The organism is Peribacillus sp. YIM B13481, assembly GCF_042787985.1.
Lineage (GTDB): Bacteria > Bacillota > Bacilli > Bacillales > DSM-1321 > Peribacillus > Peribacillus simplex_A.
Window position 1 is genome coordinate 1 of sequence record NZ_JBHZPE010000025.1, and the last position, 15,134, is coordinate 15,134.

16 protein-coding genes, 3 pseudogenes and 1 riboswitch are annotated in these 15,134 nt (G+C 37.8%); of the genes and pseudogenes, 15 read left to right on the forward strand and 4 right to left on the reverse strand.

Annotated features, from left to right (window positions below):
- Nucleotides 1-191, forward strand: a pseudogene (locus tag ACFX4X_RS14880) (ABC transporter permease); the annotation flags it as partial.
- A 178-nt stretch (nt 192-369) separates the two neighbouring features.
- On the opposite strand, the gene ACFX4X_RS14885 reads toward ACFX4X_RS14880, so the two are convergent.
- On the reverse strand, nt 370-993 hold the full coding sequence (locus ACFX4X_RS14885) for a nitroreductase family protein (protein WP_377384510.1): 624 nt from the start codon (nt 991-993) through the stop codon (nt 370-372).
- Nucleotides 994-1,117: 124 nt separating this feature from the next.
- On the opposite strand from ACFX4X_RS14885, the gene ACFX4X_RS14890 reads away from it, so the two are divergent.
- The 5 genes and pseudogenes from ACFX4X_RS14890 to ACFX4X_RS14910 all read left to right on the forward strand — a co-directional run.
- Nucleotides 1,118-1,489, forward strand: coding sequence for a winged helix-turn-helix transcriptional regulator (locus ACFX4X_RS14890; RefSeq protein WP_284471916.1), 372 nt, complete (start codon nt 1,118-1,120; stop codon nt 1,487-1,489).
- 30 nt (nt 1,490-1,519) lie between these two features.
- Nucleotides 1,520-1,729: an aldehyde dehydrogenase family protein gene (locus ACFX4X_RS14895; RefSeq protein WP_377384562.1), complete on the forward strand. Its 210-nt coding sequence runs from the start codon at nt 1,520-1,522 to the stop codon at nt 1,727-1,729.
- Nucleotides 1,645-2,070, forward strand: a pseudogene (locus ACFX4X_RS14900) (aldehyde dehydrogenase family protein); the annotation flags it as partial. The gene ACFX4X_RS14895 and the pseudogene ACFX4X_RS14900, both read left to right, overlap by 85 nt.
- A 66-nt stretch (nt 2,071-2,136) precedes the next feature.
- Complete coding sequence (locus ACFX4X_RS14905) at nt 2,137-2,337, forward strand: YciI family protein (RefSeq protein WP_309145541.1); 201 nt, start codon at nt 2,137-2,139, stop codon at nt 2,335-2,337.
- A 254-nt stretch (nt 2,338-2,591) separates the two neighbouring features.
- Nucleotides 2,592-3,039 (forward strand): annotated as a pseudogene (locus ACFX4X_RS14910) (helix-turn-helix domain-containing protein); the annotation flags it as partial.
- Between the two features lie 139 nt (nt 3,040-3,178).
- On the opposite strand, the gene ACFX4X_RS14915 reads toward ACFX4X_RS14910, so the two are convergent.
- Nucleotides 3,179-3,535 (reverse strand): hydrolase, encoded by a 357-nt coding sequence (locus tag ACFX4X_RS14915; RefSeq protein ID WP_284471915.1) that lies wholly within the window; start codon nt 3,533-3,535, stop codon nt 3,179-3,181.
- 187 nt (nt 3,536-3,722) lie between these two features.
- On the opposite strand from ACFX4X_RS14915, the gene ACFX4X_RS14920 reads away from it, so the two are divergent.
- The 8 genes from ACFX4X_RS14920 (at nt 3,723) to ACFX4X_RS14955 (ending at nt 12,528) form a co-directional block, all read left to right on the forward strand.
- Nucleotides 3,723-4,442: a hypothetical protein gene (locus ACFX4X_RS14920; protein WP_284471914.1), complete on the forward strand. Its 720-nt coding sequence runs from the start codon at nt 3,723-3,725 to the stop codon at nt 4,440-4,442.
- A 202-nt stretch (nt 4,443-4,644) separates the two neighbouring features.
- A complete protein-coding gene (locus tag ACFX4X_RS14925; protein ID WP_377384513.1) occupies nt 4,645-5,880 on the forward strand; it encodes a S1C family serine protease in 1,236 nt (411 codons plus the stop codon).
- Between the two features lie 269 nt (nt 5,881-6,149).
- Entirely contained in the window at nt 6,150-6,464 is a 315-nt protein-coding gene (locus tag ACFX4X_RS14930; RefSeq protein ID WP_061461379.1) for a hypothetical protein, read from the forward strand.
- A gap of 1,297 nt (nt 6,465-7,761) precedes the next feature.
- Nucleotides 7,762-8,700, forward strand: coding sequence for a cytochrome aa3 quinol oxidase subunit II (qoxA, locus tag ACFX4X_RS14935; protein WP_377384515.1), 939 nt, complete (start codon nt 7,762-7,764; stop codon nt 8,698-8,700).
- Nucleotides 8,701-8,773: 73 nt separating this feature from the next.
- Nucleotides 8,774-10,720, forward strand: a complete 1,947-nt coding sequence (gene qoxB / locus ACFX4X_RS14940) for a cytochrome aa3 quinol oxidase subunit I (RefSeq protein WP_061461383.1) — start codon at nt 8,774-8,776, stop codon at nt 10,718-10,720.
- Nucleotides 10,720-11,316, forward strand: coding sequence for a cytochrome aa3 quinol oxidase subunit III (qoxC, locus tag ACFX4X_RS14945; RefSeq protein ID WP_061461385.1), 597 nt, complete (start codon nt 10,720-10,722; stop codon nt 11,314-11,316). Before qoxB ends, qoxC begins: the two co-directional genes overlap by 1 nt.
- 1 nt (nt 11,317) lies before the next feature.
- Nucleotides 11,318-11,602 carry a cytochrome aa3 quinol oxidase subunit IV gene (gene qoxD / locus ACFX4X_RS14950; RefSeq protein ID WP_061461387.1) on the forward strand — a complete coding sequence of 95 codons (285 nt, stop codon included), beginning with the start codon at nt 11,318-11,320 and terminating at the stop codon, nt 11,600-11,602.
- 476 nt (nt 11,603-12,078) lie between these two features.
- Complete coding sequence (locus ACFX4X_RS14955; protein WP_125163275.1) at nt 12,079-12,528, forward strand: YfmQ family protein; 450 nt, start codon at nt 12,079-12,081, stop codon at nt 12,526-12,528.
- Between the two features lie 275 nt (nt 12,529-12,803).
- Here the strand turns inward: ACFX4X_RS14955 and ACFX4X_RS14960 are convergent, their stop codons facing one another.
- Together ACFX4X_RS14960 and ACFX4X_RS14965 are read right to left on the reverse strand one after the other, a co-directional pair.
- Nucleotides 12,804-12,938 carry a BA3454 family stress response protein gene (locus ACFX4X_RS14960; protein WP_125163276.1) on the reverse strand — a complete coding sequence of 45 codons (135 nt, stop codon included), beginning with the start codon at nt 12,936-12,938 and terminating at the stop codon, nt 12,804-12,806.
- Nucleotides 12,939-13,465: 527 nt separating this feature from the next.
- On the reverse strand, nt 13,466-14,323 hold the full coding sequence (locus ACFX4X_RS14965; RefSeq protein ID WP_260399052.1) for a DMT family transporter: 858 nt from the start codon (nt 14,321-14,323) through the stop codon (nt 13,466-13,468).
- 128 nt (nt 14,324-14,451) lie between these two features.
- A riboswitch (PreQ1 riboswitch) is annotated at nt 14,452-14,497 on the forward strand.
- Nucleotides 14,498-14,603: 106 nt separating this feature from the next.
- Here ACFX4X_RS14965 and queF point away from each other — a divergent pair.
- Nucleotides 14,604-15,104 carry a preQ(1) synthase gene (gene queF, locus ACFX4X_RS14970; RefSeq protein ID WP_061461394.1) on the forward strand — a complete coding sequence of 167 codons (501 nt, stop codon included), beginning with the start codon at nt 14,604-14,606 and terminating at the stop codon, nt 15,102-15,104.
- The last annotated feature ends 30 nt before the right edge of the window (nt 15,105-15,134 follow it).

Here is a 15,134-nt window from a genome sequence, read left to right on the forward strand (position 1 = left end):
CCTTCATTGGTTCCTCCGTTTTAGGAGCGGGAAAACCGAATGCCTTTGGAACCTTCGTCGGTGCAATCTTGATCGGAATCCTTCAAAATGGGCTGATCATGATGTCTGTTCCATATTATGCAATGGATATCGTCAAAGGAACAGTGCTGGCCCTTGCGCTCGCGGTAACTTATTACAAACAAAAACATTAAAATGAATCTGTTACGTTAATATGACTATATGATAAGTCTGCATGTGGATGATATAAGAGACTGGTAACTCGTGGTGAGTTTTAACGAAAGAATAAGAAGATAGGGGAAGAGGGTTCTTTTTCCCCCTCTTTCCAAACTAATTTCCAATATCCAAATTTTAAAAAAGTAATTACACTCACTATATTTTGTTTTTATAAATGACTTTGTTAACATCGTGTCTTACTGTTTTGTGACCTTCTTTAATTCCTTTCCCCATGGCAATAAGCATAACATCTAAATACCTATCAGAAATTTTCAAGGCTGACTTTAATTGTTCGGAATCATACCCGGACATTGTAATGGTTTCAAGACCTGCCTCGTTCGCTAATAAAACTAACGACATTGACGCCAGGCTTGCGTCTCTTATTAATTCAACCTTTAAATCTTCTTTTGATTTATTTAGATAATAATTGATTGCCGCGTTTGTTAGATAATCTCTTACTGATGCGTCAAAATAACCTTTTTGAAACTCTTCCTCATGTATCATTATGATATTTTCTTTTTCAAATGCTTGATAATCACCTAGTATAACAATCAGTACTGATGCTTCAATTACCTGTTGCTGATTAAAAGCAATGGGCAGTAACAAAGTCTTTAAATATGGTTCATCTATAACCAGGTATCGTGTTGCTTGAATATTGTTTCCGTTAGGCGATTTACTTGCTCCTTCAATAAATGTCGACAACGTTTCTGGACTAATTTTATAATGGGGATCATACTGCCTTACGGAACGTCTTTTTTCTATAATCTCTCTTACACTCATCGTGTTCACTCCCAATGTAATATTTGCTTCATAATTCGATTATAATGGACCATGATGCAGTAGAAAATAAGGCACAATAAAGTGGCATAGCCACCTTTATGTGCCTATTCAGGAGGAATGAGTAATGAAGAGTCTAAATACTGGAATAAATATTTTCATGAATACTGTAGGAGGAAAGTGGAAATGTTTAATCCTCTTTTTTCTGAGTCAAAAACCAATGAGGACGAAAGAGTTTTATATCCTAATACCGGCCATTACCCAGAAAGTCTTAACCGACCAATTAAAGCAGTTGGAAAGAGATGGGCTTGTCCGAAGAGAAGTATATAAAGAAGTACCACCAAAAGTAGAATACAGTTTAACTGAGTTAGGTCAATCCTTTGTACCTGTATTAAATACAATGTGTGAATGGGGCAATACATATGCAGTCGAACAAAACCTCGAAAGACAAGAACAAATCTGTCGTCATCATAAAATAAGTAAGAACTGCATCAACTAGGAGTATGGCTTTTTTTTGACAAGAGCAGTGATGCAAGACGCTGGATGCCGCCCAAGGTGGCGAAAATCGACTTGTTACACTGTACGTGAACCGATAACACCTTTCAATTTCCCCATGAATCTAGTCGCCCATAAAGTATTTCCTGCCATCGCAGCATCTCCCCAAATGATGTTGAAAGAACCCTCAATTGGATTGAGGAGGCGAAACAAGATGGAGCCAAGATTGCAACAGGTGGAATAGCGGAAGGCAATATCCTTCATCCGACCGTCATATTAGATGCTGATGCTTACTCAAAGGTATCTTGTCATGAAGTGTTCGCCCCAATCGTGTTGATTAACAAGGTTCAATCAGTAGAACAAGCAATTGATTTAGTGAATGATTCCAATTACGGCCTGCAAGCAGGGATTTATACGAACGATGTACGTAAAGCACTGAATGCGGCAGAAAATTTACAAGTTGGTGGAGTCATGATCAACGACATTCCGTGTGGATAATATGAAAGCGGAACTGGCCGTGAAGGATTAAAATATGCAGTAGAAGAAATGACAGAAATGAAGCTGGTTGTCTGGAACCGAAATTAGGGAGTGGAAAAGCATGGCTTATTATGCAGCCATTTTACATATGATTGATGCTGAAAAAATATAGAAGTGCGTCCACAGCATATCGAGTATTTAAACGAACTTAATAGTAAAGGGAAGGTTTTTGCAAGAGGGCCTTTTGCAGATGGCTCATGCGGCTTGTTAGTCTATATTACAGACACATTTGAAGAGGCACTCTCATTGGCGGAAAATGACCCCCACGTTGTACATAAGGTTCGTAGACTGAAATTAAAAGAGTGGAACATTTAATAACGAAACGTTAGTCTCCACCACTTTTTTTGTTGAGTGGCTACAATTTCTTTTTAGTTTTTTGTATGTCTCTTTGAATGGAATATTATATTAGCTTTCTGCAGTAGTTCCGGAAAATTAAACTGATACCCTTGATATATCAAGGTTTTCTTCGTGTCACACTTAAGTTGCAAAGTAATGCACTTATTACTATCTTTACTTTGCATGATTCATCTCACAATACTAGGAGTAAGGAAAGGCGATGAACTCATTATGTTTTTAGCGAACGATTAAATAAAGAACGAGAAAAATCAAATTGGTCACAAAATGATCTTGCAGAGAAGATTCATGTGAGTCGCCAATCTGTGTCCAAATGGGGAACAGGAAAAAATATCCAAGTATTGAAGTGCTCATTAATTTAAGTGACTTATTTCATATTACGATAGATGAATTATTAAGGAGTGACGAGGAATTGAAAGAAAAAATAATACGGGAAAGTAAGCAGCTAGCATTTCCAAAAAGGAAAGTGTTTTTGATACCATGTTTTTACTTGGAGCATTTTTGTTAGTGTCTAAATTAATTATTTTTGGACTTAACAAATTTGTTGGCACAGATATTACAATTTTAGAAAGTATGCCAGTTGTATCAAATTTTTTACCATTAGCTTTGATGGTTATTGGTGGTGTAGGTTCAGACTATTTGAAAGATAAATATTTAGATTGAAAGGACCCTGCGTATAAAACTGTATAATGAATCACAAAATGGAATCTTTTTTCCTTATATCAAGGGAAGGGGAGACTATTTGATTGAACTTGATCATAAAAAAACAGAACCTTTAAATTTCAGGTTCTGTTCATATTTTCTATTTGAACTTTTGCACCTCTTCTTGTCCCTCGAATTTGTTGTCTGTCAATATGCCGATTTCTTCGATATGGTTTCGGGCCGTTTCATCGCCAAATTTATATATGAGGGCATAAAGCTTTTTCATGGCTGCATCGTATTTATCATTTGCCCGGTCATGATGATAGAGAAGGTAGGGCACATGTGAACGGGCATATGCCTCCAGGTCATCTGTCCGGTGTTCCTCCAAGCATTGTTTCAATTCTGCCAGTTCCTCATCAGTTACGTGTACAGTGAAGCTCGGGTTCTCTTCAAGTTTTTGTCCGAGTACGTCGCCGCTGACCAAATCGACATGATAGGTCTGTTTGTCCTGCCTCATTCTGCTCATCATCCTTTCAACCGTTTATCCTTCTGTACCACTTTTTGTAAAAAGATAATCATAAAAGTCAACATTTCCTTAATGAAAATGATAGGAAATAGAGGTATCGGTTTTCTTATCAAAGGGTTTAAGATGGATGTATAGAATAATATGGGAGAGTATCTTTGGAAAAGTGAGGAGTGATGTAGTGAAGAGAACATTCATGGTTATTTTTTTGATGTTGATTGCTTCAGGCTGCGTAACAAGGAATTATGATTCCAATATGGATTTGGGGAAAAGTCAGTTGAATGAGGAAAATTATTTAGAAGCCCACGAGGCATTTGAATTAGCTTATATAGAAGCAAAAACACCGGAAGTAAGAGAATTAATGGATCTTTCAGGTTTTCTGGCGAGTGGAATGAAGAAATACGACGAACAGGATTTTGATTCGGCCCAAAGAGATTTTCAAGAAGCAACCGCATATAAGGCAAAATACCAGGAAGGTAAACTAATGGTTTTAAAGGCGGCGGAAATGCATCCGGTATCAGGCCCAGCCACTATAGAAACCGTAGAGGGGAATGACGAAGTGGAACCGGTGGAGGAAGCAAGTAAAGAAGGGACCATTGGATCCGAATTAGAAGATAAGGCGGCAACGGATACAAAAGCTGAGACGGTAAAAGGAAAAGAAGAGAGTAAGGATTCGGTTAGTACCTTAAGTAAATCTCAGGCGGAGAAGCTTGTGAAGGATTACGTGGACATGGAAAATTTCCCGCATTTGCAAATAGAATATGATCATGATGCCGAAAAGGGAGATTACATTTTTCAAGTGTTCGAAGTGGATGAAGGCAGTCAGAAAAATGGCCATGCAGCTACTTGGGGCTGGTATGGCGTGAATAAGGAGACAAAAGAAGTGTATGAAGTCATGTAAAGGTATATATAACGGTCGAATTGAAAAGGGGCCCATGTTGAGGCCTTTTTGTTTTCTAGCATGCATAATATCACATAGCAGGATTTGATAAAATTTTATCTTTTTTATAAAAAGGTCACTTATTTCTTTATTTCTTAAGAATTTTTTAATAATTACTGTATATGATTGAGCCAAGTAAATGACAATCATAGGAGGGATAAAGATGGAGAATTATAATGGTGATGAGCAAGCCAGAGTGAAGACAGAAAGGAAGAAGGGTAAGTCCCTTTTGCTAACTGGCCTTGTTTCCGGAACAGTTGCTTCTATTGTTACATCTTCTGTATTTGTATTTGGCGGGGATTTTATAGATCAAGGGAAAGGTTCCGTGAATGAGTCAACCCAAAAGGCGGATGTAGAGCAAACGGAAAACGTTGAAAAGGATAGAAGTGTAACGGCAGAAAAGTTATCGACAAGTACGGATTCAAATGATAGGGCAAAGATGGTGGAATCAGCCTCCAAATCGATTGTAGGGGTCGTGAATTTACAAGAGATGCAAAACCAGGACCCGTTCCAGCAGCAAAGCACGAAAAGCGAAACAGTTGCGAGCGGCACTGGTTCAGGGGTCATTTTTAAAAAGGCAAATGGGAAGGCCTATATCATTACGAACAATCATGTTATTGAGGGAGCAAAGAAAGTCGAAATTTCATTATATGATGGACAAAAGGCAACTGCAGTGGTTGTCGGGGCGGATGCTTTGACGGACTTAGCGGTTTTGTCAATTGATGCCTCGAAAGCACCTGATGGAATTAAATTCGGGAATTCTGATAGCATGCGTCCAGGTGAAGAAGTATTGGCGATTGGTAATCCTCTTGGACTTGACTTTTCACGTTCGGTTACACAAGGGATCGTCAGTGCGACCGGACGCTCCATTTCAGTCGATACATCGGACGGTGAGTGGGAACTTGATGTCCTTCAAACAGATGCAGCGATCAACCCTGGCAATAGCGGCGGGGCATTGATCAATACAGCTGGGGAAGTGATAGGCATAAACAGCTTGAAGATTTCCGAAAATGGTGTGGAGGGCCTAGGTTTTGCCATACCAAGTAATGATGTGATTCCGATTGTTACGGAACTGATTGAAAACGGAAAAATCACGCGCCCGTATTTAGGAGTAAGCTTGGCCAGTATAGAAGAACTGCCACAGTATTACCTACAAAATGTTCCTGAAGCTGCAAAGTCGGGTGTCATGGTTACAAGTATTGATCCGGGATCGGCAGCAGCGAATGGAGGGCTTAAGCAACAGGATATCATCGCGGAGATTGATGGAACGAAAATAAATACGGCAGCAGAATTAAGGAAAGTCTTATACACGGATAAGAAAATCGGAGATAAAGTGAAGGTTAAAGTGTATCGGGGTGCTGAAAAGAAAACGTTAACGATAACCTTGCAGAAATCATAGAAAGATGCATGGCCCCTGATAAATTCATCAGGGGTCATTTATTTGATATTGAAGTCAAAAAGTTTTTAAAAGTATAGAAAAGGATAGTATTGGAAAAAATGATAATGTATTTATACTGTTTTACAGATTTTTCATATAGTCTTGAATACCTAAAAGTAAATTGTGGCGTCTTCTATTTGTCAAGGTTTACATTGTGGATATGTTAAAAAATAGAAAATAATTGACAAATTTGTGAAATGTCATAAAATAGAAAGAAAGGGGATGAAATAATGGAAACTAATCAGAAGATGATGGATGCAGTGAAGTGGGTATCAGGCACAGGTTGTGTAATCGGAATTTTAATTTTTAGTTTAAGTTTTTTTGTAAGCGATTACAATAAGGATTATTTATTAACCGCTGTTGGGATGGCCATTACACTAAGCGCAGCTGCCATTTTTCTAGTTGGTATATTTTTTGTCCTGACAGAAGAAATGGTGATGAACACAAAAAAGGGTGAAAGAGTTGTACCGGATACAACTAAAGTTATAAAATTAAAATCAAAAGCTATTCCTAAAACAAAAAGGAGTACCGAATACAGTAACTAAAAAAGGACAATCATTCCTGTTCTGAAAGAAAGGCCACACGACAACACCAAGAGCAACGGCTGTAAGAACATGGAGAATAGGAACCCCATTGTATATCCACGTAGAAATAATTGTTTCATACTCGTATTACATCATTCCTTACAGGTAGATGAGGCTAGAACCCGGAATGCTTGTGAAGAATCAGCTGTCGGTACGGTAGCGAAGTTGTATTCGGGAACTTTGGAATTGAGAGTAGGCCAATACTCTGAATTTTAAAGGGTCGCTTGAAATATTTCTTGGTGCATAACGAGTGCTGCAGAAAATTGTAACACGATTAAAATGTAACCAAACGATAACCCAAGTGCACTAACGAATGAAAGCGTATTCAATAACCCGGATCTAGTTGACTTAGAATATGTGTACATTCGACGTGCTTGGCCATCCAAACCAAACTTGCCCACATTCCTAAATGAAAAGTTCTCACTCTATATCATGAACTATACCCACGAAAAAAATGGACACCTTAAATGTCCATTTTTTTTCGTTTTTTTATGTTCGATTACTAAAAGAAATACAGTTATCTAGTGAGTTTCTTTTATACTAGGCACCAAAATGCAGTTTTACTAAAAAGGACAACTGAGGTGAAGTGGTTTTTGCAATAGCATATTGGGATAATTATTGGATTAATGTCCTAAACTGCTGTTGGGGGAAGGCAATCAAGTAATTATCATAAGGATCGGAATGTTCATTTCAGACTCTTTGCTTCCATATATAGTGACCAGTGTTGGACCGTAAGGGTATTGAAGCAGAAAAAACGACATGGTGTGCACAATGCCGTTACCACGTCCATGGTCGAGTTAGAAAAATTCGTTATTAAATCCTGGCTAACATCGTCATCATTCACGATCCCATCGATAGTTACCTAATTAACATGATAGGTAATGGAATTCGTAGTGTTAAGAAAATTCAGATTTGTTCTTGAGGTTATGTACGCGGCGAATATATTGTAAAAATTATATTTCATTATATTAAAGTAACATTAAATGGAAAATGGAGCAGAGCTACTTTTTAATCCTAAACTCCATATGTAAGGAATTAAACACTTATTATATTTCATTTCCTTAAGATTTTCGAACATTTCAGTTCATTTACCAACTTCTTACTGTATTTTAATGAACTTTATGTGACAGATGTCACTTTGTATTGTCTTTTTTTTAACTTGGGATTAATATTGTTATGTCGGGGTTTGTGAACATGGTAACACTTTGTCCGAATAATTACCAATAGGAATTTTATTATGTAAGAAAGGGGTAGTACTATGAAAATAAAATGGGCTTTATTAACTATACTTTTTACCATCGCCACTATGCTAACGGGTTGCGATAACCCATTAATGGTCTTGGACCCTAAAGGGCCAGTAGCTGCAACACAAGCAGATGTCATTATGATATCGATATGGACAATGGCCTTTGTCGTTCTTGTCGTAATCGTACTGTATGTCTTCATGATAATGAAATATCGTGCTTCCAAACAGCGTGATGATTATGAACCACCTCATATTGAAGGAAGTAAGGTTCTAGAAATAATTTGGGTTGCAATCCCAATCATAATCGTCGCTTTCCTTGCCGTTGTTACTGTTAAAACAACAAATGAAGTCGAGGCAACACCTAAAGGATACGAAAAGCAGAAACCATTAGTTATCTACGCTGCATCTTCTAACTGGAAGTGGCACTTTAGTTATCCGGAAGAAAATATCGAAACAGTTAACTATCTGTTTTTACCGACTAACCGACCAATTGAATTTAAACTTTATTCATACGGACCAATTGCTAGTTTCTGGATTCCGCAACTTGGAGGACAAAAATATGCGATGTCTGATATGGTTACCACGTTGCACTTAGCAGCTGAAGTACCAGGGGAGTATATGGGTCGAAATTCAAACTTCAGTGGTTCAGGTTTTGCTCAGCAAACGTTCAACGTAAATGTATTGCCTAAAAAAGAATATGATAAATGGGTAAAAGAAATTAAAGCAACTGCTAAACCGATTACTGAGGATAAATTCAATAAATTACTAAAACCTGGTCATGTGGGACAATCCACGTATACTGGAACTCACTTAAAGTTTTCTCCAGCTCCAGAAGGTGAAAATTCAGGTCATCACCACGGATCATCTGATACTGAAAAAAAATCAGATGAATCTACCAAAGATTCACACGAGGAACATTCAGAACACAGCAACATGAACATGGATCATTAAGGGTTTAACTCACATTCTACTAAACAATTAGTTTTACGATAAGGAATATTTTCCTGAAAGGAGTCACAAAAGTATGGATTACTTTGATCGATTTGCCGTACCTCATCCAAGTCCTGCGATTTATGCATCCATGGTTGCCATTGGCCTAACTATGATTGCGCTTGTTGCCGGAATTACCTATTTTAAAAAATGGGGTTACTTATGGCGTGAGTGGTTAACAACGGTTGACCATAAACGTATTGGTATCATGTACATCTTGTCAGCACTACTTATGCTCTTCCGTGGTGGCGCAGATGCTCTATTGATGCGTGCCCAAACGGCTATTCCAAATAACGGCTTGTTGGATGGACAGCATTATAATGAAATTTTTACAACACACGGGGTTGTCATGATCCTGTTTATGGCGATGCCATTTATCATTGGGTTAATGAACATTGTTACACCATTACAAATAGGGGCACGTGACGTAGCATTCCCACGTCTAAACGCAGTAAGCTTCTGGTTATTCTTTATGGGGGCAATGCTATTTAACATCTCTTTCGTAGTCGGTGGTTCTCCTGATGCAGGCTGGACATCTTACTTCCCGCTGGCAAGTAACGATTTCAGTGAATCAGTAGGTTCGAACTATTACGCGATTGCAATTCAAATAGCTGGTATCGGTACATTACTGACTGGTATCAACTTTATCGTAACCATCTTGAAAATGAGAGCACCTGGCATGAACTTAATGAAAATGCCAATGTTCACATGGTCTATCTTGATCACAAACTTTATTATCGTTTTCGCTTTCCCTGTATTGACAGTGGCACTTGCGTTAATGACAATGGATCGACTATTCGGAACTCAGTTCTTTACGATGGCTAATGGCGGTAGCGATATGCTTTGGGCAAACTTGTTCTGGGTTTGGGGACATCCTGAAGTTTATATAGTTATTCTTCCGGCTTTCGGTATTTACAGTGAAATCATTTCGACTTTTGCACGTCGTAACCTGTACGGGTATAATTCGATGGTTATCTCTATGGTAGCTATTTCTACACTATCCTTCGTTGTATGGGCTCACCATTTTTATACAATGGGTCACGGTGCAATGGTTAACGGTATCTTCTCGGTTACCACAATGGCAATTGCTGTTCCGACCGGTGTTAAGATTTTCAACTGGTTGTTCACACTTTGGAAAGGTAAAATCGTTTTTACCGTCCCAATGTTATACTCTTTAGCTTTCATTCCGATTTTCACTCTCGGTGGGGTAACTGGGGTTATGCTTGCCATGGCAAGTGCTGACTACCAATACCATAATACAATGTTCTTAGTAGCTCACTTCCACTACGTTTTGATCCCTGGTACTGTATTTGCCGTACTTGCTGGTTTTACGTACTGGTGGCCAAAAATGTTTGGTTTCATGTTGAGCGAAAAGATAGGGAAATGGTCGTTCTGGTTCATTACAATCAGCTTTAATGTAACATTCTTCCCGATGTTCATAACTGGTTTAGATGGGCAAGCACGTCGTATGTATACGTACTCTGAATCAACGGGCTATGGTCCATTGAATTTGCTCTCTTTCGTTGGAGCAATTGGCATGGCAATAGGTTTTGCGCTTATTGTGTACAATATCTATTGGAGTACTCGTTATGCATCAAGAAATATTTCAAAAGATCCATGGGATGCACGTTCTCTAGAATGGGCTACACATACACCAATTCCAGAATACAATTTTGCAATTGTACCTACAGTTGATTCTACAGAAGCATTCTGGGATTCTAAGAAAAAGGGCTTTAAATTATTTGGTGGTAAAGTAGAAAAGATTCATATGCCAAATAACAGTGGCGTGCCGTTTATCTTGAGCTGTATCTTCTTCGTTTGGGGCTTTGCAATGGTATTCAGCATGTGGATCATTGCAATCATTGCCACACTTGGTATCTTTGCTTGTATGGCTCACCGTTCATTCGAAAAAGACCACGGACGTTATATCTCCGTTGAAGAGATTGAAGAAACTGAAAATAAATTGCGAGGTGCTAAGTAATGAAAATAGATAACTCGCTGCCACTAGAATATAGCACGGAAGAAAATCGCTTAAAGATTTTTGGATTTTGGATTTTCCTGGGGGCAGAAATAGCTCTTTTCGCTACACTGTTCGCCACTTATTTTGTATTAGTTCATGGTACTGGAAATGGTCCTACAGGGGACGAACTCTTTAAAGTACCAACCCTAATGCTTCAAACAATTTTTCTTTTAACCAGTAGTTTTACCATTGGTCTTGGAATCAATGCAATGAGACTTGGTAGACAGAAAGCAATGCTTGGTTTCTTTATTATCACCCTTATTCTTGGTTTAGGCTTTTTGGGAGTCGAAATCTATGAATTCGTGGAGTATGTACATGAAGGAGCAACCATTCAAACAAGTGGTTTCTTATCTAGTTTGTTTGCGTTACTAGGTACGCATGGAGCTCACGTTACACTTGGTTTATTCTGGGGAACTTTCATCATTCTGCAGATTAAAAAACGCGGTATGACTCCAGAAACTACAAACAAAGCTTTCATCTTTTCTCTTTACTGGCATTTCTTAGACGTTGTCTGGATTTTCATCTTCAGTTTCGTCTACCTGAAAGGAATGATGTAATATGAAAGAATTATTCCCACGGGGCCAAGTTATGGGATTTGCTTTTTCACTAGTCCTGACTTTGGTTGCACTATCAGTTATAGTGTATGATCTCTCACTTAAAATGGCTTTAATCATCCTACTTGTTACAGCCTTCATGCAAGCTGCACTTCAATTTGTTATGTTCATGCATGCAGGAGAGTCTGAAGATAAAGCATCGATTTACACAAACGTTTACTACGGATTGTTTGTTGCATTGGTTACAATTTTCGGTACAATGCTAACAATGATTTGGGGATATCAATAATCCATTCCTGCAAAACTGGGCGTCTTGATGACGCCCAGTTTTTTTGTATTCAAATTATGGTGAGCGTAAAATTACATACATTCAATTCACTGCATTATAGAAGTTTGTATTGATAAGAAAGAAGAGGGGTTAGGAGAGGCAAATACTGTGATGGAAAATAATTAAGTATCTCCTTAATTTATTGTGTATCCTGTATTATAATGGGGTACGGTGGACTTTTTGCATTTAGATATATTGAAAATGAGACTCAAATTCAAACGTGATATTGGATATATCTATAAAAAATAATTTTAGCGTAAACAAAAAGATCCATTTTTGAAATTAGATGATCAAGATGATTAAGTTAGTATAAAGTTTTTATATTCACCAATAGTTAAACGTTAATAGAACGGACACATTTCCTAAGAAAAGCTTTCCGCTCTTTTGATATAATAAGTGATATAGTAGTTAACTATGCCTTAGCGGAGATGATGAATATGACATTGCCGGTTTTGATTTTGACAATTATCATAAGTTTGATTAAATTATTAGTTACCTGTCTTCCAACAGATGCAGTGAATTGGATTCTCAGCAAATTTGAAATGCATTCAGAACTTAGTGATGCGAATGCCACCGTAACCTTTGACGGAAAACGGTTGGAAGGTGAAGAAAAAACTCAAGTTATTAATTATTTCAACAAAGCTAAATTTTTGAAAAAGAATCATATATTTCCGGGTAACGAACAATTATTTTTACATCCAGAGAACAGTGGGGCTCCATTAGTCATTGATACTAAAAAAGGCAAGAAGGATGTTAGGTTATTTTTGTACATTTACAACGACCACGTGGATGTAGTTAAACAGTACAAGAAGAAAGTAGTTGCGTATAGTCTGCTCTCCAATAGCCTTCAAGAACGTTCAATGCCATTAATAAGGGATGTAGTTTAAAAGGAACATAAACAAAGTCGCTCTTTTTTTCTGATTCAGATTGAGAGTTTAATGTTCACAAACTGACGCATTTAAATTGGTATCATATGAAAAAAGCTATTAAAAGTGGATTTAGGGGAAAATCGTTATCGAGGAGTTCTTTGAATAGAACAAAATTCATTAGAATACTATAAATGAAATACAATAAATCTGGATTTAAATGCGAAAAGTAATTTTGATGATTATGTCTAAAAGGGTAATAAAAAAAGCAGGTATCTAAAGCGATGCCTGCTTTTTTAAGCTTTCCATTGTTTTTCCACTTGATTAAGGGCTTGTTGTAATATTTCTTCTTGATTAGTACCTGGTTTAGTAAGGACGTTAGTTTGATAAGATTTTCCTTGGAAATCAACTGTTACTGTAACTTTTACCATTATACATCTTTCCTTTCTTGGTTCAGTAATGAGGTGGTTGTACCTACTTCTTTTATACCCGTAGGGGAAGACTTTTCAAACATTGCGAAGTAGCAAAGTGTGGAGATCTAATATTCAAAATTATCTGATATTTAGAAGGGGATGTCAACACTTTTTTTTGACAGACTCCATTTCCTGATTTATTTTTAGGCTGTTTTCACATACTTTGTTGCTATTTACCAGGTAGTGAGTTGTGGTTGATTTCCCTCCAGATGCTCGCTTTCCGCGGGGCGGGCGGTGAGCCTCCTCGGCGTAAACGCCTGTGGGGTCTCACCTGTCCCGCTGCTCCCGCAGGAGTCTCGCACTTCCGCTCCAATCAACCTTAAATAGTTTCGTTTTAAAAACAACAATCTTTACGAAAAGAACCTATTTTTATGTGTACAAGGCTTGTGTATTGGGGTCAGACCATACCCTTTTTTTGCGGCTATATAAAGACGACCTGGCTTGTGTGCGTATAACAGCCAGGTTGTTTTTGTAAAATTAACTATTCATATTTTAGTTAAGATAATTCCGATTAATGCTGCAAGTACGCCGGCAATTTGATAGGATTTAAGTTTTTCTTTGAATAAATAACAACCAGCGAATACGACAACTAAACAGTTCAGGCTGACGACAGGGAAGATGATGCTGGCGATTCCAGTATTTAATGCAAAGAAATAACATCCATAGGCTATGATGCTTAATAATCCTACGAGTGATCCAATTTTCACTTCCATTAACTTAATCTTCTCATTCTTGATGGCTAATGCCGAAATGAGATAAAGTGTTCCGCCACCATACATTGATACTAGGATATCAAGGGAGTTTAAATGAAGACGGGTTGATGTCGTCATTAAGATACCTAGCACACCAAATGAGAAAATCGCAAATAATGTGTGCATCATCCAAGGTAAATATTGATGATTGCCCTTAGCATTAGGTGTATACTGAATGACAAGGGTAGCGAGCAGCATGCAGACAATTCCGCTCCACTGCAGCGAAGAAATATGCTCATGAAAAATTAATGCAGCACAGAGGATGGGAAATATTGCATTTGCTGCGATCAGTGGTGATGTCAAACTTGCCGGCCCTTTTTCAAAGGCGCTTGCCATCTGGATATTACCGTTAGCGTTCAGTACACCAATGGCTCCACCAAGCAAGATGGATAGCCAGTTAGTAGTCAAACCATCTACAAATCCGCTATATAAAAGTGCCATGATGAAGGCGGTAAAATAAAAGAAAAATTGGATATGTACCTTTGAGTAACCCTTTCCGCTACTCCATTTAAAAATGCTGTTATTGATTCCGAAACATAAACTGGTGATAAGAGCCGCAAAAATCCACATTGCTTTAATCTCTTCCTTCATGTAGGATAAACTTCTTCTACATTTTAAGCCGAATACGTGTAGGAATCAAACTAAAATAAAAAGTAGATTGACAGATTAAATATTTTTTTCTATATTTACTATGACAATTTTAAAATATTTCCCGATAAACGGGAGAGGTTCATAGCTTCACCCTCTTAAAAAAACTATGGCTTTGATTTTTTTTGCGAATCAACCATATCTTTGAGGAGATATGGTTTTTGTTATATAGAGGCCCATTTTATGAATCTCCCCTGACAAACGTGGATGAGGAGGACTTTTTATGTCTGGAAGAAAAGAAGAAGAATTAAAAAAAGATATCACACTGCTTGGGAATCAAGGGACAAAATATACATTTGACTATGCGCCTGAAATTCTGGAATCATTCGATAACAAGCATCCGAACCGGGATTATTTCGTCAAATTCAATTGCCCGGAATTCACTAGCTTATGTCCAATAACGGGCCAGCCGGACTTTGCGACCATTTACATCAGCTATATTCCAAGTGTGAAGATGGTGGAAAGCAAGTCATTGAAACTTTATTTATTCAGCTTCCGTAATCATGGTGATTTCCATGAAGACTGCATGAACATCATCATGAATGATTTAATCGAGTTGATGGATCCCAAATATATTGAAGTCTGGGGCAAGTTTACACCTAGGGGCGGAATTTCCATCGATCCTTACACAAATTATGGTAAACCAGGTACGAAGTATGAGGAAATGGCGGATTACCGCTTGATGAATCATGACTTATACCCGGAAACCGTGGATAATCGCTAATGATTAGAAAAAGACAACTGGCTTATGCCG